Source organism: Pseudomonas fluorescens (assembly GCF_000802965.1).
Taxonomy (GTDB): domain Bacteria; phylum Pseudomonadota; class Gammaproteobacteria; order Pseudomonadales; family Pseudomonadaceae; genus Aquipseudomonas; species Aquipseudomonas fluorescens_A.
This window is the reverse complement of sequence record NZ_JSAK01000008.1, coordinates 153614-180230: the sequence shown is the minus strand read 5'-3', so window position 1 is coordinate 180230 and position 26617 is coordinate 153614. Positions and strand designations below refer to the sequence as shown.

Below are 26617 nucleotides of genomic sequence, written 5' to 3'. Positions count from 1 at the left end.
TTGAAAGTGTTCAGGTCGGGCCTGGGCGAGTGCTGCGCACTCGAATCGCTGGCAAGCCAGCTCCCACAAGGATTGGGGGCTGCCACAGATTTAGTGGGCGACACCAAACCTGTGGGAGCTGGCTTGCCAGCGATGAAGGCCTGGCAAGCAATACAAGTCTCGGGTCTTAGAACACCGAGACGTAATCGCCCAGCTCGACCTGTACCGATTTGATGCGGGTGAAGTTGTTCAGCGAGCTGATGCCGTTCTCACGGCCGACACCCGACTGCTTGTAGCCACCGACCGGCATTTTCGCGTCGGATTCGCCCCAGGCGTTGATCCAGCAGATACCGGCTTCCAGCTGATGAATCACGCGGTGGGCGCGGTTCAGGTCCTTGGTGACGATACCGGCGGCCAGGCCGAAGTCGGTGTCGTTGGCGCGGCGGATCACTTCTTCTTCGGTTTCGTACGACAGGATCGCCATCACCGGGCCAAAGATTTCTTCACGGACGATGGTCATGTCGTCGGTGCAGTCGGTGAACACGGTCGGCGCGACAAACGCGCCCTTGGCGAATTCGCCGTCAGTCAGGCGCTGGCCGCCGCACAGCAGGCGGGCGCCTTCTTCCTTGCCCTTGGCGATGTAGCCCAGCACGCTTTCCATGTGGGCGAAGCTCACCAGCGGACCGAAGTTGGTGTTTTCGTCTTCCGGGTTGCCGATGCGGATGCGTGCGACGCGCTCGGCAATCTTCGCTTCGAAAGCGGCTTTCAAGTGCGCCGGTACGAACACACGAGTGCCGTTGGTGCAGACCTGGCCGGAGCTGTAGAAGTTGGCCATCATCGCGGTGTCGGCGGCGCGATCGAGGTCGGCGTCGTCGCAGATGATCAGCGGCGACTTGCCGCCCAGTTCCATGGTCACGTCCTTGAGCGAAGAGCTCGAAGCGCTGGCCATGACTTTCTTGCCGGTGTCGGTGCCGCCGGTGAACGAAACTTTCTCGATGCGCGGGTGCTCGGTCAGCCAGGTGCCGACTTCACGGCCGCTGCCGGTCAGGACGTTGAACACGCCCGCTGGCAGGCCGGCTTCGGTGTAGATCTCGGCCAGTTTCAGAGTGGTCAGCGAGGTGACTTCACTTGGCTTGAAGATCATCGCGTTACCGGCCGCCAGGGCCGGAGCGGATTTCCACAGGGCGATCTGGATCGGGTAGTTCCACGCGCCGATACCCGCGACGACGCCCAGTGGCTCGCGACGGGTGTAGACGAACGACGTGGTACGCAGCGGAATCTGCTCGCCTTCGATGGCTGGCACCAGGCCTGCGTAGTATTCCAGCACGTCAGCGCCGGTAACGATGTCGACGTAACGGGTTTCGGAGTACGACTTGCCGGTGTCCAGGGTTTCCAGGGCGGCCAGTTCATCGTTGCGCTCGCGCAGGATGTCCACGGCACGACGCAGGATGCGCGAACGCTCCATGGCAGTCATCGCGGCCCAGATTTTCTGGCCCTTTTCGGCGCTGACCACAGCGCGCTCAACGTCTTCCTTGGTCGCACGTTGTACTTTTGCGAGGACTTCACCGTTAGCCGGGTTGATGGCTTCGAAGGTGGCATCGCTGCCAGCGTCAGAGTAACCGCCATCGATGTAGAGTTTTTGCAATTCGAAACGGGCCATAAAGTCCTCGCAAGTGCATCAGTGATTGGCGCTGTGCGGTGGTTGAGCGTTCTGTGTGTGCTCTAACTCACCCGCTTGGCCAGTTGGAAATCCATGTATTCGTAAGCGATCTGGTGCGCCTGCTCGGTGTCGAAAGCATCTCCCGACAGCGCACCGCGCAACCACAAACCGTCAATGAGGGCTGCCAGGCCACGGGCTGCACTGCGCGCATCATCGAGCGGCAATACGCGGCGGAACTGGCAGCACAGGTTGGAATACAGACGGTGATCGTTGATCCGCTGCAACCTGTGCAAAGACGGGTGGTGCATGCTGGTGGCCCAGAAGGCCAGCCAGGTTTTCATTGCCGGGCCATTGACCTGGCTGGCGTCGAAGTTGCCTTCGATGATCACCTGCAGATGCGCCCGCGGGCTGTCGTCCTTCAGCGCCTGACGGCGCGCGGTGACGTTCTCGCTGAGGACACTCATCAGGTACTGCGCCGTGGCAGCGATCAGGCCGTTCTTGTCCTGAAAGTAATGACTGATGATGCCATTCGAGACGCCGGCCAAACGGGCGATCAGCGCAATGCTGGCGTCCCCCATTCCGACCTGATCAACCGCCAGCAATGTGGCTTCGATCAATTGCTGGCGACGGATGGGTTGCATACCGACCTTGGGCATCTTGCACATCTCCTTAGGCCTTCCGGCAGACGTAAAACGGCTACCGGCTTGAGGGCCATTCTATTTTGTTTTGATTGAACGTTCAATCAACAAAGAATAAGATCTGCGACAAATCGTCGCTGCTTACAGATTTTTCCTACATGTAAATGGCGACAAACCGACATCCGAAACGGCTCGAAACCTGTACGCCACGGCGCTCCCAGGGCTTCGGGCTTTTTTCGGGGTGTCTTTATATCACCCACTGGTCGGCTGCCCACTAACCGATTAGTCGGGTAACCCGTTTGTCTTGCGTTCTTCTCTCGCACTGCCCGGAGCATCTGTGCCATGAGTTCTGCCTCGCTAATAAAGACCCCACCCGAGAAGGTGACGGTCAACGGTTGGGTGTTCTACACCTCTACCGCGTTGATTCTGTTGTTGACCGCCATTCTGATCATCGCCCCGCAAGAGGCCGGCAGACTGCTCGGTACGGCGCAAGCCTGGCTGTCCCGCAGCTTCGGCTGGTACTACATGGTGGTGATTGCCGCCTATCTGATCTTTGTGGTCGGCCTGGCATTTTCGTCCTACGGCAAACTGAAACTGGGCAGCAAGGACGACACCCCGGACTTCAGCTACGGCGCCTGGGCGGGGATGCTGTTCTCGTCGGGTATCGGCATTTCGCTGCTGTACTTTGGTGCTTCCGAGCCGCTGGACCATTACTTCAACCCGCCGGAAGGCGTTGCCGCCAGCAACCTCGCGGCGCGTCAGGCGGTTCAGCTGACGTTCCTGCACTGGGGCCTGCATGGCTGGGCGATCTACGCGCTGGTCGGTCTGGCCGTTGCCTATTTTGCTTACCGTCATAACCAGCCGCTGGCGTTGCGTTCGGCGTTGTATCCGCTGGTGGGCGAGCGTTGGGTCAAGGGCGCGGCCGGACATGCGGTGGACGGCTTTGGCATGTTCGTGACCCTGCTGGGCCTGGTGACCAACCTGGGGATTGGTTCGCTGCAAGTGTCGTCGGGGCTGGAAAACCTGTTCGGCATGGAACACAGCAACACCAACCTGCTGATTGTGATCATCGTGATGAGCACCGTGGCGACCATCGCTGCCGTGTCGGGTGTGGAAAACGGCATTCGTCGTCTGTCCAACCTCAACATCGTGCTGTTCAGCGGACTGCTGATTTTCGTGCTGTTGTTCGGCCCGACCCTGCACCTGCTCAACGGCTTTGTGCAAAACGTCGGTGATTACCTGAACGGCGTGGTGCTGAAGACTTTCGACCTTTATGTGTACGAAGGCGACAGTGAGAAGTCTGACCGCTGGTTGGGCCTGTGGACCCTGTTCTACTGGGCCTGGTGGATTTCCTGGGCGCCATTCGTAGGCATGTTCATCGCGCGTATTTCCCGTGGCCGTACGGTGCGTGAACTGGTGGCTGGCGTGCTGCTGATTCCGCTGGGTTTCACTTTGGCGTGGCTGTCGATCTTCGGTAACTCGGCCCTGGACCTGGTGATGAACCATGGTGCGGTGGAGCTTGGGAAAACGGCGCTGGAACAGCCGTCCATGGCGATCTACCAATTGCTGGAACATTACCCGGCGTCGAAGGTGGTGATCGGTGTATCGATCTTCGTAGGTTTCGTGTTGTTCCTGACCCCGGCGGATTCCGGCGCGGTGATGATGGCCAACCTTTCCTGCAAGGGCGGCAATGTCGATGAAGATGCGCCGCACTGGCTGCGGATTTTCTGGTCGGTGGTGATCACCCTGGTGACTATCGGTCTGTTGTTCGCCGGTAACTTCGAAGCCATGCAAACCATGGTGGTGCTGGCCGGCCTGCCGTTCTCGGTGGTGCTGGTGTGCTTCATGTTTGGCTTGCACAAGGCCATGCGCCAGGACGTGCAGATCGAACAGGAACAAGCCGAGCTGGCGGCGCGCGGACGTCGTGGTTTCAGCGAGCGTTTGACCCAACTGGACCTGCAACCGAGCCAATCGGTGGTGCAGCGTTTCATGGACAAGCACGTGAGCCCGGCCTTGCAGGATGCGACCACGCAAATGCGTGCGCAGGGCCTGGAAGTGCAGACGTTGCTGGGCAAGTCCAAGCGTTGCATGGGCGTGCGGGTCGAGATGGAGGAGGGCAACCCGTTTGTCTACGAAGTCAGCCTGGACGGTTATCTGGCGACGCCGACCGAATCGGCTCAATCCGATGAGGCGCGTCAGCGTTACTACCGCGCCGAGGTGTACCTGCACAACGGCAGCCAGGACTACGACTTGATGGGTTTCACCCAGGATCAGATCACCCGTGACGTGCTCGATCAGTTTGAAAGCCATCGGCAGCTCCTTGGCCGGGTGTATAGCTAAGTTGTGAGTGGCGCGGTGTTTCAGTGGCATCGCGTCAGCTTTAAAAGATCGCAGCCTTCGGCAGCTCCTACATTTGATCGCGGTCCCCTGTAGGAGCTGCCGAAGGCTGCGATCTTTTGATCTTTGCTCTTAAAACAAAAACGCCGCGATCCTCTCGCGGCGTTTTTGTGTTTGTTGCCTTAGCCCAGGTTCTTGCCGAGCAACGCGTGGTACAACTCGCTGTCGCCGAGAATCCCGACCACATGGTTGTTGTCATGCAGCACCAGTTTGTTGCCGGTCTGATAGCGAATCTGCAACGCATCGCGCATGCCGATGTTCGAATCCACCAACGTTGGCCGACGGCCCAGACCTTCAACTGCCTGGCCCGGTACCCAGTTTTGCAGGTCCAGCGCAGAACCGTTCTGGCGTGCACCCTTGATGGTGTTGCCTTCCGCCAGGTCCAGCCACGAATCGCCGCCCGGATCCAGGCACACCGAGCCGTTGATGCGTTTGCAGTTGTCCAGGGTGCGCATCAGGCTGCGACCGCACAATACGTTCAGCGGGTTGGTGTGGGCGACGAAGGTCCGCACGTAGTCGTCCGCCGGGTTGAGGACGATTTCTTCAGGTTTACTGTACTGGATGATCCGGCCGTCTTTCATGATCGCGATTCGGCTGCCGAGCTTCAGTGCTTCATCGAGGTCGTGACTCACGAAAACGATGGTTTTGCTCAGCTTGCGTTGCAGTTCCAGCAGTTCGTCCTGCAGGCCCTGACGGATCAGCGGGTCGAGTGCCGAGAACGGTTCGTCCATCAGCAGAATGTCGGCGTCCATCGCCAGCGCACGGGCCAGGCCCACACGTTGCTGCATACCACCGGAGAGTTCATCGGGTTTCTTGTTGCGCCATTGGGTCAGGCCCACCAGTTCGAGTTTTTCATCGACCAGTTTCTTGCGTTCCTTCTCCGGACGGCCCTGCATTTCCAGGCCGAAACTGATGTTCTCGCGCACCGTCAGCCAAGGCATCAGGGCGAACTTCTGGAACACCATGGCGATGCGCTTGGTGCGCATCATTTTCAGTTCCGCCGGGGTACAGGAAGCAATGTTGATCTGCTTGCCTTCGTGCTCGACGTACAGCTTGCCGCGGCTAACAGTGTTGAGGCCGTTGATGCAACGCAGCAGGCTGGATTTGCCGGAGCCGGACAGGCCCATCAGCACGCAGATTTCACCTTTTTCGACATCAAGGCTGGCCTTTTCGACGCCAACGATCTGCCCGGTCTTTTTCAGGATCTCGCTGCGAGTCAGACCTTGATCGAGAAGCTTCAGGGCTTCGCGCGGATCCTTGGTGAAAATTACGTCGACGTCTTCGAAGCGAATTATGCTCATGCGTCACCCCCTACTTTGGCGTCGGGTTGTTTGCAGATACGGTCGAGCATGATCGCCAGCAGTACGATCGCCAGGCCTGCTTCGAAGCCCAGGGCGATATCAGCGGTATTCAGTGCGTTGACCACGGGTTTGCCCAGGCCGTCGGCGCCCACCAGTGCCGCGATCACCACCATCGACAACGACAGCATGATGCACTGGGTGATGCCGGCCGCGATGCTTGGCATGGCGTGGGGCAGTTCGATTCGCGAAAGCAGCTGGCGTCGCGAGCAGCCAAAGGCCTTGCCGGCGTCCATCAGTTCTTGCGGGACATCACGGATGCCCAGGTAGGTCAGGCGGATGGGCGCGGCAATCGCGAACACCACCGTCGAGATCAGACCGGGGACCACACCCAGACCGAAGAGGGTCAGGGTAGGAATGAGGTAGACGAAGGTCGGCACGGTCTGCATCAGATCGAGCACCGGACGCATCATGGTGTAGAACATCGGTTTGTGCGCGGCGACGATACCCAGCGGTACGCCGATGACCACGCAGACCAGGGTGGCGAACAACACCTGGGCGAGGGTTTCCATGGTTTCCTGCCAGTACCCCAGATTGAGGATCAGCAGGAAGGAGGCAACGACGAAGGCGGTCAGCCCCCATTTGCGCTGGATGAAGTGGGCAAGTATTGCGATTAGGCCGATCAAGACCAGCGGGTTGAACCAGGTCAGCGCAAACGTCACGCCGTGGATCATCGTTTCCAGTGACACGGCAATTGCGTCGAAGGTGTTGGCGCCGTGTTGCGTCAACCATTCAACGAAGCCTGCGATGTACTGGCCTAGAGGTATTTTCTGATCAATCAGCATGGTAGTGAACGTCCGCATGCAAGGAAATAAACAGTCCGGGCGGGCGAGCCCGCCCGGCGTAAGCGATTACTGAGCAAGCTTGGCTTTCACGGCGTCCAAGCCAGGTTTACCGTCAATGGTGGTCACGCCAGCGAGCCAGGTATCGAGCACCTGGGGATTCTTTTTCAGCCAGGCCTTGGCGGCCGCGTCAGGCTTCATTTTGTCGTCCAGGATGTTGCCCATCAGTTCACTTTCCATGTCGACGGTGAACTCCAGGTTCTTCAGCAACTGACCGACGTTGCTGCATTCCGAGGCGTAGCCCTTACGGGTGTTGGTCGCCACGGTGGCGGCGCCAAAATCGGGGCCGAAGAAGTCGTCGCCGCCGGTCAGGTATTGAATCTTGAAGCGCTTGTTCATCGGATGCGGGGCCCAGCCCAGGAACACCACGGCGGTGTCGCGTTTCTGCGCGCGGTCGACCTGCGACAGCATGCCCGCCTCGCTGGACTCGACGACTTTGAAACCGGCGTCTTTGAGGCCGAAGGCGTTCTTGTCGATCATACTCTGGATCAGGCGGTTGCCGTCGTTGCCGGGTTCGATGCCATAAATCTTGCCGTCGAGTTCTTTCTTGAATTTGGCGATGTCGGCGAAATCATGCAGCCCTTTGTCGTACAGCGCCTGTGGGACGGCGAGGGTGTACTTGGCGCCTTTGAGATTGGTGCGCACGGTTTCCACGGTGCCCGCATCGCGGTAGGCCTTGATGTCGTTTTCCATGGTCGGCATCCAGTTACCGAGGAACACGTCCATGTTCTTGCCGTCGGCCAGGGACTTGTAGGTCACGGGCACGGAAATCATGGTGGTCTTGGTCTTGTAGCCGAGGGCGTTGAGCACGACGCTGGTGGTCGCGGTTGTTGCGGTGATGTCGGTCCAGCCGACATCGGAGAAGTTTACGGTGCTGCATTGGGCCGGTTCGGCGGCTTGCGCCAGAACCGGCAGACTAAGCATGGCGGCCAACAACAACGAACGGGAACCTTTCATGGATGGACTCCTTGGTGTTTTTTTTGGCAGTGTTCCGACTGGACCACCGCACTTATAGGTTGCGGTTGGATGGCGTTTTGGAGACATCTCTACCACGGCGCCTTGCAATCGAGTCGATACGATCATGTACCAGTGAAAATCTGACGCCTACAGGGTGCGTCGTAACCAGTACAGGGATGGTCGTATCCAGTGTCAGTGACGTCGTTTACAGATTTTTTCAGCCCCATTTCCCCTTCTGATTCGCAAAAAAACGGCGAAAACATGGCGCAAAACGCACGCGGCGTTAGTGGGCATGAGTGCGTCGGTGTGAGACGTCGAACGACATGACAAAAGCCTGATGATGCGGCCATCTCGGCGGATTGCAGCTTGAGCGTAGCAGCTCCGCCACCGGGCGCTTTTGCGTCTGGATCAGGCTCATCCAGGAGTTCGGCAGTAATGGCTATCAGTGTTTTCGACCTGTTCAAAATCGGCATCGGCCCTTCCAGTTCGCACACCGTGGGGCCTATGCGGGCGGCAGCGCTGTTCGTGCAGGGTTTGCGTGAGCGGGGGTTGCTTGAGCAAGTGCGGCGCGTCGAAGTTCAGCTCTATGGTTCGTTGTCCGCCACCGGCATCGGCCACGGCAGCGACAACGCGGTGATCATGGGCCTGATGGGCGAGTGGCCGGATGCGATCGATCCGTCGCAAATCGGCATTCGCATCGCCACCCTGCGCGAAACCGACACCCTGTTGCTCGACGGTCGCGTGTCAGTGCCGTTCATCTGGGCTCGCGATATGCGCCTGATCGACGAAAACCTGCCGTTCCATCCCAACGCCATGACCCTGATTGTCCAAGGCGATGACGGTGAGTTGCATCGCGACACTTATTATTCGGTCGGCGGCGGTTTTGTCGTCGACGAAGCCCAGGCTTCAAGCGGCGTCGTTGACCTTGATCGCACCGTATTGCCGTACGATTTTTCCAGCGCCGCCGAGCTGCTGGAACTGTGCAAAACGCACAACCTGCGCGTGGCCGAATTGATGCTGGCCAACGAGAAGGTTTGGCGCAGTGAGGAAGAAATTCGCAGCGGCCTGATGACGCTCTGGCGCGCCATGCAGGATTGCGTCGAGCACGGCCTCAAGCACGAGGGCATATTGCCTGGCGGCCTGAATGTGCGTCGGCGCGCGGCCAAGCTGCATCGCAGTTTGCAGGAGCTGAATAAACCCAACGTGATCGGCTCCACGCTTAGCGCCATGGAATGGGTCAACCTGTTCGCCCTGGCAGTCAACGAAGAAAACGCGGCCGGCGGGCGCATGGTCACGGCACCGACCAATGGCGCGGCGGGGATCATTCCGGCGGTGTTGCACTACTTCATGAAGTTCAGCGAAGACGTGACCGACGCCAACGTCGTCGACTACTTCCTCGGCGCGGCAGCGGTCGGGATTCTGTGCAAGAAAAACGCTTCGATTTCTGGTGCCGAAGTCGGGTGCCAGGGTGAAGTGGGCTCGGCCTGCGCCATGGCAGCGGCGGGGCTGGCGGAAATCCTCGGCGCTACACCGGAGCAACTGTGCAACGCGGCGGAAATTGGTTTGGAACATAACCTCGGTTTGACCTGCGACCCGGTGGGCGGGCTGGTGCAAGTGCCGTGCATAGAGCGCAACGCGATTGCCGCGGTGAAAGCGATCAACGCGGCGCAGATGGCATTGCGCGGTGACGGTCAGCACTTTATCTCGCTGGACCGGGTGATCCGCACCATGCGCGATACCGGTGCCGACATGCATGACAAATATAAAGAGACATCGCGAGGGGGATTGGCGGTTAGCGCTGTGGAGTGCTGAGACCGTGTGACCCCAATCGCTGGCAATCTCCCACAGGTTCTGTGGTGTAACTGATATTTTCATCACACCATAAATCCCTGTAGGAGCCTGCTTGCTGGCGATGAACGATAACGCGGACTGACTGATTCACCGCGTCGTCTCAATCACCAGCAAGCAGGCTCCTATAGATAGCGCAAGACCAGTCAAAACTGCGCGCTAAGTGAACACGCAATCCCAGGCGCGCCACCTTTTGGCGCGTCGCTCACAGATAAGTAACTGACTTCAAAATCAGGTCCTTCCCCGGCCTGACCATCCGTCACCTGTGCCTGCGGTGACACTCTTTCCGGGCTGCTCGCAGCCCTGTTCCCACAAGTGCTACCGATTTGCTCACACGCAACGGGACAGCGCGTTTGCCTTGCCTGATGGCACTTATAACCCCTACTCACTGCGTGTCTTATATAGACACATTCCGACGTCGTTTTTAGGAGTTATTGAACGCACATTCAAATTTAGGCATGGCAATTGCTCTGTCATTACAAAGCCCGTCTCTCACGCGAGAACGATGGCGATAACAAGAGCCTCCGCCTGAGGCCATCACCCGCTTTGTGTGAGGAGATACCGCGATGACGTCGTCCAACTCCGGGGCCCAACCCCAGAACCGTGCGCCTCAATCCATCGGCTTTTTGCTGCTGGACAATTTCACGCTGATTTCTCTGGCTTCCGCAGTCGAACCTCTGCGCATGGCCAACCAATTGTCCGGTCGCGAGTTGTATCGCTGGACCACCCTCACCGTCGACGGCGGTCAGGTCTGGGCCAGTGACGGTCTGCAAATCACCCCCGATGCCTCCATGCACAAAGCCCCCGCCCTGGACACAGTGATTGTCTGCGGCGGTATTGGAATTCAACGCACTGTTACCCGCGAACACGTGTCATGGCTGCAAAGCCAGGCGCGTCAGTCCCGTCGCCTCGGCGCAGTGTGCACCGGCAGTTGGGCCCTGGCCTGCGCCGGCCTGCTGGACGGTTTCGATTGCAGCGTGCACTGGGAATGTCTGGCGGCGATGCAGGAAGCTTTCCCGCGTGTGGCCATGAGTACCCGCCTGTTTACCCTCGACCGTAACCGCTTCACCAGCTCCGGTGGCACCGCGCCGTTGGACATGATGTTGCACCTGATCAGTCGCGATCACGGCCGTGAACTGTCGGCGGCGATTTCGGAGATGTTCGTCTACGAGCGCATCCGCAACGAACAGGATCACCAGCGTGTGCCGCTCAAGCACATGCTCGGCACCAACCAGCCGAAGTTGCAGGAAATCGTTGCGCTGATGGAAGCCAACCTCGAAGAGCCGATCGACCTCGACGAACTGGCGGTGTACGTCGCCGTGTCCCGTCGTCAGCTAGAAAGGTTGTTCCAGAAATACCTGCATTGCTCGCCGTCGCGTTACTACTTGAAGCTGCGCCTGATCCGCGCGCGGCAACTGCTCAAGCAAACGCCGATGTCGATCATCGAAGTGGCGTCGGTGTGCGGCTTCGTGTCCACGCCGCACTTTTCCAAGTGCTACCGCGAATACTTCGGCATTCCGCCGCGTGACGAGCGCGTTGGGTCCAACACCACGCAGCAAGTGGCGATGATGCCGCTGCCGCAAGCGCTGGTGCTGTCGCCGTTGTCCGGGCCGTTGTCGGCGCTGAGCCAAGCGCGTAATGAGTCGACGTTTGCCAGCGTAAGGCTCTAAAGCAGAGGCGCTTTTGTGGCGAGGGAGCTTGCTCCCGCTGGGCTGCGCAGCAGCCCCAAGTCCGGTATATGCGATCTTCCCGGTAGGTTGCATTTACCGGGTTTTCGACCGCTTCGCGCTCGAGCGGGAGCAAGCTCCCTCGCCACAGAGTGTTACACCTCGGCCCTCAGGCGCTACGGCTCTGCTGAAACTCCGCCAACGCCGGCAGCAACTGCTTGTCGATGGCCTGACGTACCGCCGGCAGGATGGTCGCGCTGCTGGTGTACATCTGCTTGACCATGGTCCGCAACTCGGTTGCCCGTTCGATGTTCAAACCCCGCACTGCACATTCACAAGCCTGCTCGGCCGTGGCGCCGCTCGGTACTTGAAATCCCAACGCTTTCAGTTGGCCCAACAGGTCTTCCTGGTCTATCAAATCGGCGTACATCATGACGCAATCCTTCTTCAGGGAACGGTGTCGTGGCTCGATTCTGGTAGTGGCACGGAGTGGCGGCAAGGGCGATTTGTCGCAATGGCCGCAATGACTATGAACAGGTCGTTTTCGGGCTATTTGCCTGCGAAGAGAGTCGGCACACTGGACTCAGCTCGCTTCACGAAGGTTTGGTCACCCTCGCGCAACGGCTCCTCAACAGTACCCTCCTCAGCTCCGATCTTGTCACGGCTTGATCGGGGTTTTTTTTGCCTGTCAATCCGGGATTTTGTGTTGCCTGTTCGCACCCCATCGCGGGCAAGCCCGCTCCCACAGGGATCGCAAAAACCTGTGGGAGCGGGCTTGCCCGCGATGAACGATGACGCGGTCTAGCGTTGCAAAACGAGGATCCGCGACAACAACTCATCCCGATCCACATAACACCCCTGGAAATGCCGCGCCCCGGTGGCGGGATCAAACGCATTGCGCGCGTGCAAAGTGCGGCGGTTGTCGAAGCACCACAACTCGCCCGGATTGAGCCTTTGCATCAACCGGAACCGGGGCTCGCGGGTCATCGCAATAAACCGTCGATACGCACGATAGAGCTTGGGCATCTGCTCCACCGATGCATCAAACGGACCCCGCAAAAAGTTCGCCATGCGAATTTCCGACACCTGCCCCAAAGGATCCAGCGCGATGATCGGCGCCAGGCAGCGGTAGTCGCTGTGACGGTCTTTATTGCGGAATTCCACGGGGATTTCGCAGAGACTCTTGAACGACTCGGGATCTTCCAGGCGTAACGCTTCGGCGATGGCAAAACCGTCGACAAAAATGCTCTCGCCACCCTCGGCATCATTGACCAGGCAATGAAGGAATTGCAGCCCCGGTTGCAGCTCGCGAGTCGGCAGATCGCTGTGCAGCGGCAAGTTGAACGCGGTGTAGGCATTGCTATCGGCATCAGCCTTGGATTGCACGTTGAACAGCACGCCGAAATTGCTCTCGCGGATGAAGGAAATGCGCTGGGCGATCAGCTTCAAGGAGCCGGGCTCGGTCGGTACGCCACGAACCTGGGTCAGGCCGACGTCACGCACCGCCAGCAGCCATTGCAACAAGGCGTCGTTGTCGTTCATCAGCGCTTGGTAATCGAACACTGGCAGCTGCAAATCACTGCGCCAGAGTCTGGCTTTCGCCTTGCCGGCGCGGCGCTCGGCACGGGACTCGTCGTCGTAAGCGTGGGCGCGCAACCAGCCAGGATCGAAGCGGCTGAGGTGATCGTCCTGCCACTGGATGCACAGGCAACCCTCGGCATCGATGCGGGTTTCGGCGGGTGTCCGGTTTTCTGGCACGTCGACGATTTCCAGCACCTGCTCGCGGGTCACCGGGTAGACGCATTGCGGGCACGGGCAGTTGTCCCGCAGCCATTGATGATGAAACGGGCTGACACGGTTATCGGCCCACTTCACCAGAACACGATCCGCCATGGCCTGCACGCCTGACAGCGCGCTGATCAACGGATAAGTACGGAAGTCGGCAAAAGCGGCGGCGGTATTCAATGGCGATCTCCTTGTTATTTTTTGGGTGGTAACGCGATCACTCGGCCGATGTAGGCGGGGGCGGGCAGGTCGGCCTGTTCGGCGACGATGGCTTGCAGCTTGCCCAACGTTACTTCGCTGAACGGCGTGGAGCGCGGTCCGTCGAGGTCGACGTGCAGCAGCATTTGCTCGTTGCCTGCCAGCTCCTTGTCATCGCCTATCAAATACAGGCTGTGATAGAGGTGCAGACGTTTGGCGTCGTGGGCGATGATCTGCGTGCGCACTTCGACATCAGCGTCGAGCTTCACTTCATGCAGATAGTTGAGGTGTAGTTCCAGGGTGAACAGTGAATTACCGCTGGCTTCGCGGTTGTTGCTGTCCATGCCGAGGCGATCCATCAACGCATCGGTGGCGTAGCTGAAAATCAGCAGGTAGAAGGCGTCGCGCAGGTGGCCGTTGTAGTCGACCCAGTCGGGGATGATTCTGGTCTGGTAGGTGGTGAGGGTGGGCATAAAGCACTCCACAGATAGTTGCTGGCATACACATTTGTGGCGAGGGAGCTTGCTCCCGCTGGACTGCGAAGCAGTCCCAAAACCTCGAAACGCGGCATAACAGACAGATCGCATTCACTGGTTTTACGACCGCTGCGCGGCCGAGCGGGAGCAAGCTCCCTCGCCACAGGTGACTGCGGTTATTCGGCAAACGCCATCCCATGCTTCTCTTTGGTGGTCTTCACTGCCTCCAGCACCGCGAGCAGGCAGTCATCACGATAGCGCTCCAATGCCGAAATGCTGTGCTTGCCGAGTTGATCACTGGTGCCATCCACCACGTCATCAATCAACTTATCGGTCAGTTCCGGCGCCGGCAGATAAGTCCACGGCAACTGCAGCGCCGGGCCGAACTGCGCCATGAAGTGGCGCATGCCGGCATCGCCGCCGGCCAGAGTGTAGGTCAGGAACGTCCCCATGAACGACCAGCGCAGACCCGCGCCAAAACGAATTGCATCGTCGATTTCGCCAGTGGTCGCCACGCCGTCGTTGACCAGGTGCAAGGCCTCGCGCCATAGCGCTTCGAGCAAACGGTCGGCGATGAACCCCGGCACTTCCTTGCGTACATGCAGCGGGCGCATGCCGAGGGATTCATAGACTTTCATCGCCGCTTGCACGGCTTCGGGCGCAGTATTTTTGCCGCCGACCACTTCGACCAAGGGCAGCAGGTACACCGGGTTAAACGGGTGACCGACGACGCAGCGTTCCGGGTGCGTGGCGCTCTCGTAGAATTCGCTCGGCAACAAGCCGGAGGTGCTCGAACCGATCAGGGCATCAGGCTTGGCCGCCGCGCTGATTTTGCTGTGCAGTTCCAGTTTCAGCTCCAGGCGTTCCGGAGCACTTTCCTGGATGAAGTCGGCGTCGCGCACGCATTCTTCGATGGTGTCGACGAAGCGCAGGCGATCTTGCGAGGCGCCGGGTGCCAGGCCTTGTTTCTCCAACGCGCCCCATGCATTGGCCACGCGTTTGCGCAGTGCGGCTTCGGCACCGGGCGCCGGGTCCCAGGCCACCACATCCAGGCCGTGGGCGAGGGCGCGAGACACCCAGCCGCTGCCGATGACACCGCTGCCCAGCGCAGCGAAGGTTTTGATTTCGGTAATGAAGGTCATTGTGGCGTCCTAAAAGATTCGCTGAATCCTGTAGGAGCTGCCGAAGGCTGCGATCTTTTGACTTTGGCTTTTTAAAAAACAAGATCAAAAGATCGCAGCCTTCGGCGGCTCCTACAGGTTTTGTTGTGTGGGGCTCAGCCGCGTTGGGTCAGGCCCATTTTTTTGCGGCCTTCAGCCGGGGTCAGTACGCGGGCGCCGAGGCGGCTGAGGATTTCTGCCGCGCGTTCGACCAGTTGGCCGTTGGTCGCCAGTACACCCTTGTCCAGCCAAAGATTGTCCTCCAGACCGACCCGAACGTTGCCGCCCAGCAGCACCGCTTGCGCCGCCATTGGCATTTGCATGCGACCGATGCCGAAACCGGCCCAGACGGCGTCGGCCGGCAGGTTGTCGACCATGGCTTTCATGGTGGTGGTATCCGCCGGAGCGCCCCACGGGATGCCCAGGCAGAGCTGGAACAGCGGGTTGTCGAGCAAGCCTTCCTTGATCATCTGTTTGGCGAACCACAGGTGCCCGGTGTCGAAGATTTCCAGCTCGGCCTTAACGCCCAGCTCTTGAATGCGTTTGGCGCCAGCACGCAGCTGGGCCGGGGTGGAGACGTAAATGGTGTCGCCATCGCCGAAGTTCAGGGTGCCGCAATCGAGGGTGCAGATTTCCGGTAGCAATTCTTCGACATGGGCCAGGCGGGTCAGCGGGCCGACTAGATCGGTGTTCGGACCGAACTCCATCGGGCTCTCGCCCGCGCCGATTTCCAAGTCGCCGCCCATGCCGGCGGTGAGGTTGACGATGATGTCGACGTCGGCCTCGCGGATGCGCTCCATCACTTCGCGGTAGAGCGCCACGTCACGGCTGAACTTGCCGGTTTGCGGGTCGCGAACGTGGCAGTGCACCACGGTGGCGCCGGCCTTAGCGGCTTCCACGGCGGCAGCGGCGATCTGTTTCGGGGTGACCGGCACGTGTGGGCTCTTGGCGGTCGTGTCGCCAGCACCGGTGAGTGCGCAGGTGATGATGACGTCGTGGTTCATGTGGCGGTTTCCTTCAGGCGTAGTGGTCCCGTTCGCAGCCCTGTCGGGCTGCGAGTCGGTGGTTCAAATGAGGTTTACTTGCTGGTCAGTTTCAGATTTTCAGCCGCCGGTTTGCCGTCGAAGGTAGTGACGCCTTCGAGCCAGCGCTGCTTGTCTTGCGGATGGTCTTTCAGCCATTGCCTTGCCGATTCGAAGGCGTCCTTGTGATCCAGCAACGGCTGCATCATCCGGCTCTCATCTTCGGCGGTGAACGTCAGATTGCTCAGCAGGCGGCCGATGTTCGGGCATTGTTCGGCGTATTTAGGCGCGGTGACGGTCCACACCGTGGCCATGCCTTCGTCCGGGCCGAGGGCGTCTTCGCTGCCGGTGAGGTAGGTCATTTGCACGTTGACGTTCATCGGGTGCGGCGCCCAGCCGAAGAACACCACGGCTTCCTTGCGGCGCACGGCGCGATCCACCGCGGCGAGCATGCCGGCCTCGCTGGACTCGACCAACTGGAACTTGCCGAGGCCGAACTGGTTCTTGGTGATCATCGCCTTGATCTGGGTGTTGGCGCCCGAGCCCGGCTCGATGCCGTAGATCTTGCCGCCCAGTTCTTTTTCGAACTTGGCGATGTCAGCGAAGGTTTTCAGGCCTTTGTCGGCGAGGTAGGTCGGAACGGCGAGGGTGGCGCGGGCATCTTTCAGGCTGGGCGCTTCAAGCACTTGGACCTGGTTGGCGTCGACGAACGGGGTGATGGTCTGGGTCATCAGCGGGTTCCAGTAACCCAGGAACAGGTCCAGGCGCTGATCGCGAATCCCGGCGAAGATGATTTGCTGGGACGCACTGGTTTGTTTGGTGTTGTAGCCGAGGCCATCGAGCAATACCTGGGTCATCGCGCTCGTGGCGATGACGTCGGTCCAGTTCACCACGCCCATGCGCACATTCTGGCAAGAGGCGGGTTCGGCGGCCATGACGCTGGCGCTCAGCAAAGCGGTACCACTGAGTGCAAGAACACAGCTGCTGATCAGTCGTTTCATTCTCAGGTTCCTCGGCAGTTTCATTATTGTGAGTTCCGGCGTCTGATGCGCCGGTGATGACACGTTACGCAGCAAATCAGCCATGAAAGCGCACTGCGGCGACCAGCACTTGCACTGCAGCGACCTGTCCTCTTGAATGCCTGTGGCAAGTGGCGTATCAACATCCTCACGCTACCCGTCCTCACGTTACGTGCCATCGAGTACGCTCCATGTCCCAGGATTTCTATTTCTTGTTGATGCCGGGTTTCTCGGCCATTGGATTTATCTCGGCCATCGAGCCGCTGCGGGTCGCCAATCGTTTTCGTGGTGAGCTGTATCGCTGGCATGTGCTGAGCGCCGATGGTGGCGCGGTTTTGGCCAGTAACGGCATGTCGGTCAACGCCGATGCAGCGTTGGAGCCGTTGAAAAAAGGAGCGACATTATTGGTGGTCGCCGGCTTCGAGCCGTTGAAGTTCACCACTCCAGCGCTGGAACACTGGCTACGGCGGCTGGACAACGAAGGCGTGACCCTCGGCGCCATCGACACCGGCAGTTTCATCCTCGCCGAGGCGGGCCTGCTCGACGGCCATCGCCTGACCCTGCACTGGGAAGCCATCGACGCCTTCAAGGAGTCCTATCCGCAGCTCAGCGTCACCCAGGAGCTGTTCGAGATCGACCGTCGGCGTATTACCTCTGCGGGCGGTACCGCTTCCATTGATTTAATGCTGGATCTGATCGCCCAGGCCCACGGCCCGGAACTGGCGATCCAGGTCAGCGAGCAATTCGTGCTCGGGCGCATCCGCCCGCGCAAAGACCACCAGCGCATGGAAGTTGCCACGCGATATGGGATCAGCAACAAGAAACTGGTGCAGGTCATCGGTGAGATGGAGCAACACAGCGAACCGCCGTTGAGTACGCTGGAATTGGCGGAATCGATCAAGGTGACGCGGCGGCAGCTAGAGCGGCTGTTTCGTCTGCATCTCAACGACACACCGAGCAATTTCTATCTGCGATTAAGGCTGGAAAAAGCGCGGCAGCTGCTGCGACAGACCGACATGAGCGTGTTGGAAGTGAGTATTGCCTGCGGGTTTGAATCGCCATCGTATTTCACCCGCAGTTATCGGGCGAAGTTTGAGCGTTGTCCGCGGGAAGATCGGCGTACCGCGAAAGCATAAACACCCGGGGAACCTGTAGGAGCCGGCTTGCTGGCGATGGCAAACGAAAGATCACCATGATGCCACTGGCTTCATCGCCAGCAAGCCGGCTCCTACACAGGATGTGTTGCGGTTATTTCTTCATCAACGCCGAACACGCCGCCTTGTACGCCTCATGCTGATATTTGTTCAACGTCGTCGGCGGTTCAAAACCGTGCTTCTTGGCTTGCGCATTGATCGTCTGTGGCGACAAAAGCGTCACCTCACAATTCTCCAGCAACTGGAAAATCCCCTCGATCTTGAACGTCGTCGGCCCACCGGCAAACTCACCTTTCTTGCTGCGTTTTTTTATCGCGATCCGATCAATCGAATTCTCGCGCACGAACGAAGCAACCTGAGCCGCGAAGACTTTGACGTTGGCGGCTTCGTCGTCATCGTCTAGGGCAATTTTCTTGGTGGCGAGCGCTACATGGCTCAGCGCCGAGCCTTCGAGGTCGGCCACGGCAATGATCGCTTCGCTGCCTTTGATTTCGATGCCGCAGACTTTCATGTTGAATCCCTTTTCTGGCTGAAGGCGTGAAGCTTACAGCTCAAGTTGACTGGCGTTGATGCCAAAAGCCGCCGCGATTTTTCCACGAGTCGCTCTGCGCGGCTTTGCGACCGTTTCCTGCTGGGCGAACGCCGGTTGGGAGATGCCCATGCGTTTGGCCACTTCATCCTGTGTAAGGTTCAAGTGTTCGCGCCAGGCGCGTACTGGCAGCGCTCCATCGACAATGCGGCTGACAACTTCGTGAGGGATCATGCTGTTTTCCATCCTTTGTGGTTACTCCTGCCCAATCGACTCCAAAAACTCCGACCGCTCATCACTCATCCGCGCCACGCAATCATTCTGCGCAATCGTGAACGCCTTGCTGCCCGCTGTGGCCGGGAAGGCTTCGACGGCGCAATCGGCGTCGCGGGTTTTCAGCCATTGTTGCTGGGCGGCTTTGATTTTGGCGGTGATGTCGGTCAGTTGCGACGGGTTCTTGCCGTAGAGCGACTGCATGCGCTCGTTCAGGCTCTTGTAGTTTTCGCTCAGCAGGTCTTCGGCGGTGGTTTTGCTGAAGACCGAGCATTCCAGGGTCTGGATGTCGTTTTCGACTTTGTCGCAGGGGTTGTCGTCGGCTTCTTCAGCCGCGTGTACGCCAGTCGCCATCAGTGCCAAAACCAGGAAGATCGATTTCATTACATCGCCCCAAATTTAGTAATGCGGCGAATTCTGGCCCAAGCGCGGGGCCTTGAACAGGGCGCTGATTGCGCCCGGCGACGACCCTTTGTCGCAGATTGACGCTTTCGGCAAACCCCCTGTCGTTTTTGCACCCGGTCGCCCCGGTGCTCAGGCATATGCTGGCCCCAAAGCGCCGGCAGACGATTCGGCGCATGAATCGCTAATAAGGGGACAGCCTGATGAGCCCAGCCGAATTGCACGCCGACAGCATCGTTATCGACGGGCTGATTATTGCCAAGTGGAACCGTGAGCTGTTCGAAGACATGCGCAAGGGCGGTCTGACCGCAGCCAACTGCACCGTGTCGGTGTGGGAGGGCTTCCAGGCCACCGTCAACAACATTGCCGCCAGCCAGAAACTGATCCGCGAGAACAGCGACCTGGTGATTCCGGTGCGCACCACCGCCGACATCCGCAAGGCCAAGGAGCAGGGCAAGACCGGCATCCTCTTCGGCTTCCAGAACGCCCACGCGTTTGAAGACCAGATCGGCTACGTCGAGGTGTTCAAGCAGCTGGGCGTCGGTATCGTGCAGATGTGCTACAACACCCAGAACCTGGTCGGCACCGGTTGCTACGAGCGCGACGGCGGTCTGTCGGGCTTCGGTCGTGAAATCGTCGCCGAGATGAACCGCGTTGGCGTGATGTGCGACCTGTCCCATGTCGGTTCCAAGACTTCCGAAGAAGTCATCCTCGAATCGAAGAAGCCGGTGTGCTACTCCCACTGCCTGCCGTCGGGCCTGAAAATCCACCCGCGCAACAAGTCCGATGAAGAACTGAAGTTCATCGCCGACCACGGCGGTTTCGTCGGCGTGACCATGTTCGCGCCGTTCCTCGCCAAGGGCATCGATTCGACCATCGACGACTACGCCGAAGCCATCGAATACACCATGAACATCGTCGGCGAAGACGCCATCGGCATCGGCACCGACTTCACCCAGGGCCACGGCCAGGACTTCTTCGAATACCTGACCCACGACAAGGGCTATGCCCGCCGCCTGACCAGCTTCGGCAAGATCATCAACCCGCTGGGCATCCGCACCGTCGGCGAGTTCCCGAACCTGACCGAAACCCTGCTCAAGCGCGGCCATTCCGAGCGTGTGGTGCGCAAGATCATGGGCGAGAACTGGGTCAATGTTTTGAAAGACGTCTGGGGCGAATAAGCCGCCGCACTTCTGAATCCTTTCCCCCGGCCGTCCGTGCCGGGGGCAACACCAAAATTTTTCTGGAGTTAAGTTTCCATGGCCAAGATCGCCCCGCAATTGCCTATCGAAGTCGACAGCGAAACCGGTGTCTGGACCTCCGACGCCCTGCCGATGCTGTACGTACCGCGCCATTTCTTCGTCAACAACCACATGGGCATCGAGGAAGTGCTGGGCGCCGAAGCCTACGCTGACATCCTCTACAAGGCCGGCTACAAGTCCGCCTGGCACTGGTGTGAAAAAGAAGCCGAATGCCACGGCCTGGAAGGCGTTGCGGTGTTCGAGCACTACATGAAGCGTCTGTCGCAACGCGGCTGGGGCCTGTTCAAGATCCAGGACATCGACCTCGACAAAGGTACCGCCAGCGTCAAGCTCGAACACTCGGCGTTCGTGTACGTGTACGGCAAGGTCGGGCGCAAGGTTGATTACATGTTCACCGGCTGGTTTGCCGGCGCGATGGACCAGATCCTCGCCGCTCGCGGCAGCCAGATTCGCACCGTGGCCGAGCAAGTCTACGGTGGCTCCGAAGAGGGCCACGAAGACGGCTTGTTCATCGTCAAGCCGTTGTAAGTCGAGGAACCCGCCATGGCTTTCGAAGCAATGTTCCAGCCGATCCAGATCGGCAAACTGACCATCCGCAACCGCGTGCTCAGCACCGCGCACGCCGAGGTCTACGCGACCGACGGCGGCATGACCACCGACCGGTACGTCAAGTATTACGAAGAGAAGGCCAAGGGCGGGATCGGCCTGGCGATCTGCGGCGGCTCGTCCGTGGTAGCCATCGACAGCCCGCAGGAATGGTGGAGCTCGGTGAACCTGTCCACCGACCGGATCATTCCGCACTTCCAGAATCTGGCCGATGCCATGCACAAGCACGGCGCCAAGATCATGATCCAGATTACCCACATGGGCCGTCGCTCCCGTTGGGACGGCTTCAACTGGCCGACGCTGATGTCGCCGTCCGGTGTGCGCGAGCCGGTGCACCGTGCCACTTGCAAAACCATCGAGCCGGAAGAGATCTGGCGGGTGATCGGCAACTACGCTCAAGCGGCCCGCCGCGCCAAGGCCGGTGGCCTGGACGGCGTCGAACTGTCGGCGGTGCACCAGCACATGATCGACCAGTTCTGGAGCCCGCGGGTCAACAAGCGTACCGACGAGTGGGGCGGCAGTTTCGAAGGCCGCATGAAGTTCGGTCTGGAAGTGTTGAAAGCCGTGCGCGCCGAGGTTGGTGACGATTTCTGCGTGGGCATGCGTATCTGTGGTGACGAGTTCCACCCGGATGGTCTGTCCCATGAAGACATGAAGCAGATCGCCAAGTATTACGACGACACCGGCATGCTCGATTTCCTCGGCGTCGTGGGCTCGGGTTGCGATACCCACAACACCCTGGCCAACGTGATTCCGAACATGAGTTATCCACCGGAGCCGTTTCTGCACTTGGCTGCCGGCATCAAGGAAGTGGTCAAGGTTCCGGTGCTGCACGCGCAGAACATCAAGGACCCGAACCAGGCCACGCGTATTCTGGAAGGCGGCTACGTCGACATGGTCGGCATGACCCGTGCGCACATCGCCGACCCGCACCTGATCGCCAAGATCAAGATGGGCCAGATCGACCAGATCAAGCAGTGCGTCGGCGCCAACTACTGCATCGACCGTCAATATCAAGGTCTGGATGTGCTGTGCATCCAGAACGCCGCGACTTCCCGTGAATACATGGGTCTGCCGCACATCATCGAAAAAACCACCGGCGTGAAGCGCAAAGTGGTGGTCGTGGGTGCCGGTCCTGCGGGGATGGAAGCGGCTCGCGTTGCTGCTGAACGTGGCCACGACGTGACGCTGTTCGAGAAGAAAGAATTCATCGGCGGGCAGATCACCACCGCTTCGAAAGCGCCGCAACGGGACCAGATCGCCGGTATCACCCGCTGGTATCAGCTGGAACTGGCGCGCCTGAAAGTCGACCTGCGCCTGGGTACTGCGGCGGATGCGCCGACCATCATGGACCTGCGTCCGGACGTGGTGGTGCTGGCTGTCGGCGGTCATCCGTTCATCGAGCAGAACGAACACTGGGGCGCGGCTGAAGGCCTGGTGGTCAGCAGCTGGGACATCCTCGACGGCAAGGTTGCACCGGGCAAGAACGTGCTGGTCTACGACACCATCTGCGAATTTACCGGCATGTCCACCGCCGACTTCATCGCCGACAAGGGCAGCCAGGTCGAGATCGTCACCGATGACATCAAGCCGGGCGTGGCGATTGGCGGTACGTCGTTCCCGACTTACTACCGCAGCATGTACCCGAAAGAAGTGATCATGACCGGCGACATGATGCTGGAGAAGGTCTACCGCGAAGGCGACAAGCTGGTGGCGGTGCTGGAGAACGAATACACCGGCGCCAAAGAGGAGCGGGTGGTGGACCAGGTGGTCATCGAAAACGGTGTGCGCCCGGACGAGGAAATCTACTACGCGATGAAGGAAGGCTCGCGCAACAAAGGCCAGATCGACGTCGAAGCCTTGTTCGCGATCAAGCCGCAGCCATGCCTTGAGCAGAGCGGTGACGGCTACCTGCTGTTCCGCATCGGCGACTGCGTGGCCCAGCGCAACGTGCACGCGGCCATCTACGACGCGTTGCGGTTGTGCAAGGATTTCTAGCGGATAACCACCATCACCTGTGGCGAGGGAGCTTGCTCCCGCTGGGTTGCGAAGCGGCCCCAAAACCTGCAGTCGAGGTGCATCAGATATGCAACTGCGGCTGTTTTGGGAGCGCTCCGCGCTCCAGCGGGAGCAAGCTCCCACGCCACAAGTAGGTGCGTTGCTCTTACCGGCACGCACACGACCCTGCGGTCTTTGGGAGCAACACCTATGTTGAACACCCTTCTTCCAATCCTGTTGTTCGCTGCCCTGGGCCTTGCGGTTCTCGGCGCGTTGCGGCGGGTAGCCATGTGGCGCCGGGGCCGGGCCTCGAAGGTCGACCTGATCGGCGGCCTGTTCGCCATGCCCAAGCGTTACATGGTCGACTTGCACCACGTGGTCGCGCGGGACAAGTACATCGCCAACACCCACGTCGCCACGGCGGGCGGTGCGGTGGCGTCGATTGTGCTGGCGATCCTGGTGCACGGTTTCGGCCTGCATAACCGCATCCTCGGTTACGCGTTGCTGCTGATGTCGGCGGTGATGTTCGTCGGTGCGATCTTTATGTACCTGCGTCGGCGCAACCCACCAAGCCGTTTGTCCAAAGGCCCGTGGATGCGCCTGCCGAAAAGTCTTTTGGCGTTCTCGGCATCGTTCTTCCTGTTGACCCTGCCGGTGGCCGGAATCCTGCCGGAAAACTTCGGTGGCTGGCTGGTCGCGGCGATTCTCGGCATTGGCGTGCTGTGGGGCGTGTCGGAACTGTTTTTCGGCATGACCTGGGGCGGGCCGATGAAGCACGCCTTCGCCGGTGCCCTGCACCTGGCCTGGCACCGTCGCGCCGAGCGCTTTGGCGGTGGCCGTTCCACCGGTTTGAAACCGCTGGACCTGAATGACCCGAGCGCACCGCTGGGCGTGGAAAAACCCAAGGATTTCACCTGGAACCAGCTGCTCGGTTTCGACGCCTGCGTGCAGTGCGGTAAATGCGAAGCGGCATGCCCGGCCTTCGCCGCCGGCCAGCCGTTGAATCCGAAAAAACTGATTCAGGACATGGTCGTCGGCCTCGCCGGTGGCACCGACGCCAAGTTCGCCGGCAGTCCGTATCCCGGCAAGCCAATCGGCGAACACGCGGGCAACCCGCATCAGCCGATCGTCAATGGTCTGGTGGATGCCGAGACGCTGTGGTCGTGCACCACGTGCCGCGCCTGCGTCGAGGAATGCCCGATGATGATCGAGCACGTCGATGCCATCGTCGACATGCGCCGCCATCTGACTCTGGAAAAAGGCGCCACACCGAACAAGGGCGCGGAAGTTCTGGAGAACTTGATCGCTACCGACAACCCGGGCGGTTTCGCACCGGGCGGACGGATGAACTGGGCGGCGGACCTGAACCTCAACCTGATGAGTGAGAAGAAATCCGTCGACGTGCTGTTCTGGGTCGGCGACGGCGCCTTCGACATGCGCAACCAGCGCACCCTGCGCGCCTTCGTCAAAGTGCTGAAAGCAGCAAAGGTCGACTTCGCGGTACTCGGCCTGGAAGAGCGTGACAGCGGTGACGTGGCCCGACGCCTGGGCGACGAAGCGACTTTCCAGTTGCTGGCCAAGCGCAACATCCAGACCCTGGCCAAATACAGCTTCAACCGCATCGTCACTTGCGATCCGCACAGCTTCCACGTGCTGAAAAACGAATATGGCGCATTCGATGGCAACTACCTGGTGCAGCACCACAGCACCTACATGGCGGAAATCATCGGTGCCGGCGCATTGAACCTCGGCCAACACAAAGGCAACAGCGTGACCTATCACGACCCGTGCTACCTCGGCCGCTACAACGGCGAGTACGAGGCACCGCGCGAAGTACTGCGCGCACTCGGGATCGAAGTGAAAGAGATGCAACGCTCCGGATTCCGTTCGCGCTGCTGCGGCGGTGGTGGCGGTGCGCCGATCACCGACATCCCGGGCAAGCAACGGATCCCCGACATGCGCATGGAAGACATCCGCGAGACCGGCGCCGAACTGGTGGCCGTGGGTTGTCCACAGTGCACGGCGATGCTCGAAGGCGTGGTCGAACCTCGGCCACTGATCAAGGACATCGCCGAACTGGTGGCCGACGCGTTGCTCGAAGACGAAGCGCCGAAGTCGACCACCCCGGCCAAACGTGAACCTGCGGAGGTGCACTGATGAGCGACATTATCCGCCGCGACCCCCGCGCCGAATGGATCGCCCGTAACCGCCTGCATCCGCTGCACGCGGCCATGCAACCGGCGCAGCACAGCTGGATGGGACCGAACGGCGTCATCCGCAAGAATCCCCATGGCATCGGTTTTATCGGTCCCAACGGCATTAAACGCATAGACCGCAGTGGCGCTCAGCAGGGCGGCACGAGCAAACGCTCGGCCGCCGTCGAAGTGCAGTTGCCATTGCATCAAGTGCCCGCACCAGCCTTCTACATCAGCGTCGTTCCGGACATGGTCGGTGGCCGCTTGAGCAGCCACGACCGTGACTTGCTCGGTCTGGCTCATCAATTGGCTGGCAACGACGGCGCGGTGTTGGCCGTGGTCTTCGGCGAACACAAAGAGAGCGCCTTCGCGACCGCTGGCGTCGACCGCTTGCTGGTGCTGGAAGGCGAGGAATTCAGTGGTTATGCACCGGAGCAACGGGTCCAGGGCTTGCGGGCTGTGGATAACCAGTTCAGTCCACGTCACTGGTTGCTCCCTGACAGCCGCACCGGTGGCGGCGAACTCGGTCGACGCTTTGCCTCGGCCCTGGGCGAACGTCCGGCTACGCGGGTCTGGCAGGTCAAAGATGAAGAGTGCATCGGCCGTGCTGGTGCCGGTTTGCAAGACCTGGCCCGCCCGGTCGCTCGGCTGATTCTGGCTGCCGTCGAATGTGCCGAACCCGTCAGCGAAACCCGACACGAAGCCTTGCCGGTGGAGTTATCCACAGCCGTAGCGCGCAGCTTGTCGCGCATTGAGGATCTGGGCGCGGTGGCGGTGGATCCGGCGGCGATTCCGATGGCCGAAGCCGAGTTCATTTTCTCTGGCGGGAACGGGGTCAAGGACTGGGGACTTTTCCACAGAACGGCTGAAGCGTTGGGCGCCACCGAAGGTGCGTCCCGCGTGGCGGTGGACGACGGCTTCATGGCTCGCGATCGTCAGGTCGGCGCCTCCGGCACCTGGGTCACCGCTCGCGTCTATGTGGCGGTGGGGATTTCCGGGGCGATCCAGCACCTGCAAGGCATCGGTGCCTGCGACAAGGTGGTGGCGATCAACCTCGACCCTGGCTGCGACATGATCAAACGGGCCGACCTGTCGGTGATCGGCGAAAGCGCCGAGATTCTTCAAGCCTTGATCGATGCGGTAGCGGCTTACCGCAACGACGCCAAGCGCGATGCGGCTTAAGGGAAGGAAA

The 26617-nt window shown here is 60.1% G+C and carries 22 protein-coding genes and 1 pseudogene; 9 read left to right on the top strand and 14 right to left on the bottom strand.

Annotated elements, in window-relative coordinates; genetic code table 11:
• Window positions 1-166: 166 nt before the first annotated feature.
• Together betB and betI are read right to left on the bottom strand one after the other, a co-directional pair.
• Complete coding sequence (betB, locus tag NL64_RS07305) at window positions 167-1639, bottom strand: betaine-aldehyde dehydrogenase (protein ID WP_034147477.1); 1473 nt, start codon at window positions 1637-1639, stop codon at window positions 167-169.
• 62 nt (window positions 1640-1701) lie between these two features.
• On the bottom strand, window positions 1702-2295 hold the full coding sequence (gene betI, locus NL64_RS07300; protein ID WP_034147476.1) for a transcriptional regulator BetI: 594 nt from the start codon (window positions 2293-2295) through the stop codon (window positions 1702-1704).
• Window positions 2296-2676: 381 nt separating this feature from the next.
• On the opposite strand from betI, the gene NL64_RS07295 reads away from it, so the two are divergent.
• The gene (locus NL64_RS07295; protein WP_253277064.1) at window positions 2677-4617 is read left to right on the top strand and encodes a BCCT family transporter; all 1941 of its coding nucleotides are present in this window, start codon (window positions 2677-2679) and stop codon (window positions 4615-4617) included.
• Window positions 4618-4796: 179 nt separating this feature from the next.
• Here NL64_RS07295 and choV read toward each other — a convergent pair whose 3' ends face one another.
• From choV to NL64_RS07280, 3 genes are all read right to left on the bottom strand, one after another.
• Window positions 4797-5975 (bottom strand): choline ABC transporter ATP-binding protein, encoded by a 1179-nt coding sequence (gene choV, locus NL64_RS07290; RefSeq protein WP_034147474.1) that lies wholly within the window; start codon window positions 5973-5975, stop codon window positions 4797-4799.
• On the bottom strand, window positions 5972-6817 hold the full coding sequence (choW, locus tag NL64_RS07285; RefSeq protein ID WP_034147473.1) for a choline ABC transporter permease subunit: 846 nt from the start codon (window positions 6815-6817) through the stop codon (window positions 5972-5974). The genes choV and choW overlap by 4 nt, the downstream gene beginning before the upstream one ends.
• A 66-nt stretch (window positions 6818-6883) precedes the next feature.
• Window positions 6884-7831 (bottom strand): choline ABC transporter substrate-binding protein, encoded by a 948-nt coding sequence (locus tag NL64_RS07280; RefSeq protein WP_034147472.1) that lies wholly within the window; start codon window positions 7829-7831, stop codon window positions 6884-6886.
• A gap of 435 nt (window positions 7832-8266) precedes the next feature.
• On the opposite strand from NL64_RS07280, the gene NL64_RS07275 reads away from it, so the two are divergent.
• Both NL64_RS07275 and NL64_RS07270 read left to right on the top strand, forming a co-directional pair.
• Entirely contained in the window at window positions 8267-9643 is a 1377-nt protein-coding gene (locus NL64_RS07275; RefSeq protein ID WP_034147471.1) for an L-serine ammonia-lyase, read from the top strand.
• A 602-nt stretch (window positions 9644-10245) separates the two neighbouring features.
• Window positions 10246-11349 (top strand): GlxA family transcriptional regulator, encoded by a 1104-nt coding sequence (locus NL64_RS07270; protein ID WP_034147470.1) that lies wholly within the window; start codon window positions 10246-10248, stop codon window positions 11347-11349.
• Window positions 11350-11515: 166 nt separating this feature from the next.
• On the opposite strand, the gene NL64_RS07265 is transcribed toward NL64_RS07270, so the two are convergent.
• The 6 genes from NL64_RS07265 to NL64_RS07240 form a co-directional block, all read right to left on the bottom strand.
• Complete coding sequence (locus NL64_RS07265) at window positions 11516-11779, bottom strand: hypothetical protein (RefSeq protein ID WP_034147469.1); 264 nt, start codon at window positions 11777-11779, stop codon at window positions 11516-11518.
• A gap of 368 nt (window positions 11780-12147) precedes the next feature.
• Window positions 12148-13311 carry a gamma-butyrobetaine dioxygenase gene (locus NL64_RS07260; protein WP_034147468.1) on the bottom strand — a complete coding sequence of 388 codons (1164 nt, stop codon included), beginning with the start codon at window positions 13309-13311 and terminating at the stop codon, window positions 12148-12150.
• 14 nt (window positions 13312-13325) lie between these two features.
• Window positions 13326-13802 (bottom strand): thioesterase family protein, encoded by a 477-nt coding sequence (locus NL64_RS07255; protein WP_034147467.1) that lies wholly within the window; start codon window positions 13800-13802, stop codon window positions 13326-13328.
• A 179-nt stretch (window positions 13803-13981) separates the two neighbouring features.
• Window positions 13982-14947, bottom strand: a complete 966-nt coding sequence (locus NL64_RS07250) for an L-carnitine dehydrogenase (protein ID WP_034147466.1) — start codon at window positions 14945-14947, stop codon at window positions 13982-13984.
• A 134-nt stretch (window positions 14948-15081) separates the two neighbouring features.
• Window positions 15082-15969, bottom strand: coding sequence for a 3-keto-5-aminohexanoate cleavage protein (locus NL64_RS07245; RefSeq protein WP_034147465.1), 888 nt, complete (start codon window positions 15967-15969; stop codon window positions 15082-15084).
• A 74-nt stretch (window positions 15970-16043) separates the two neighbouring features.
• On the bottom strand, window positions 16044-16988 hold the full coding sequence (locus NL64_RS07240) for a choline ABC transporter substrate-binding protein (protein ID WP_034147464.1): 945 nt from the start codon (window positions 16986-16988) through the stop codon (window positions 16044-16046).
• 209 nt (window positions 16989-17197) lie between these two features.
• Between NL64_RS07240 and NL64_RS07235 the strand changes: the two genes are divergently transcribed.
• Window positions 17198-18142, top strand: a complete 945-nt coding sequence (locus tag NL64_RS07235; protein ID WP_034147463.1) for a GlxA family transcriptional regulator — start codon at window positions 17198-17200, stop codon at window positions 18140-18142.
• Window positions 18143-18254: 112 nt separating this feature from the next.
• Here NL64_RS07235 and NL64_RS07230 read toward each other — a convergent pair whose 3' ends face one another.
• The 3 genes and pseudogenes from NL64_RS07230 to NL64_RS07220 form a co-directional block, all read right to left on the bottom strand.
• Complete coding sequence (locus tag NL64_RS07230; RefSeq protein WP_034147462.1) at window positions 18255-18671, bottom strand: DUF3010 family protein; 417 nt, start codon at window positions 18669-18671, stop codon at window positions 18255-18257.
• Between the two features lie 33 nt (window positions 18672-18704).
• Window positions 18705-18926: pseudogene (locus NL64_RS07225) on the bottom strand (helix-turn-helix domain-containing protein); the annotation flags it as partial.
• A gap of 18 nt (window positions 18927-18944) precedes the next feature.
• Window positions 18945-19346 (bottom strand): lysozyme inhibitor LprI family protein, encoded by a 402-nt coding sequence (locus tag NL64_RS07220; RefSeq protein WP_034147461.1) that lies wholly within the window; start codon window positions 19344-19346, stop codon window positions 18945-18947.
• Window positions 19347-19567: 221 nt separating this feature from the next.
• On the opposite strand from NL64_RS07220, the gene NL64_RS07215 reads away from it, so the two are divergent.
• The 5 genes from NL64_RS07215 to etfA all read left to right on the top strand — a co-directional run bounded on the left by NL64_RS07215 (window position 19568) and on the right by etfA (window position 26607).
• Window positions 19568-20545: a dipeptidase gene (locus NL64_RS07215; protein WP_008033250.1), complete on the top strand. Its 978-nt coding sequence runs from the start codon at window positions 19568-19570 to the stop codon at window positions 20543-20545.
• A gap of 78 nt (window positions 20546-20623) precedes the next feature.
• Complete coding sequence (locus NL64_RS07210) at window positions 20624-21154, top strand: DUF5943 domain-containing protein (protein WP_034147460.1); 531 nt, start codon at window positions 20624-20626, stop codon at window positions 21152-21154.
• 15 nt (window positions 21155-21169) lie between these two features.
• A complete protein-coding gene (dgcA, locus tag NL64_RS07205; protein WP_034147459.1) occupies window positions 21170-23230 on the top strand; it encodes a dimethylglycine demethylation protein DgcA in 2061 nt (686 codons plus the stop codon).
• Window positions 23231-23440: 210 nt separating this feature from the next.
• Entirely contained in the window at window positions 23441-25387 is a 1947-nt protein-coding gene (gene dgcB, locus NL64_RS07200) for a dimethylglycine demethylation protein DgcB (RefSeq protein WP_034147458.1), read from the top strand.
• Entirely contained in the window at window positions 25387-26607 is a 1221-nt protein-coding gene (gene etfA, locus NL64_RS07195; RefSeq protein WP_034147457.1) for an electron transfer flavoprotein subunit alpha, read from the top strand. Before dgcB ends, etfA begins: the two co-directional genes overlap by 1 nt.
• Window positions 26608-26617: the final 10 nt, after the last annotated feature.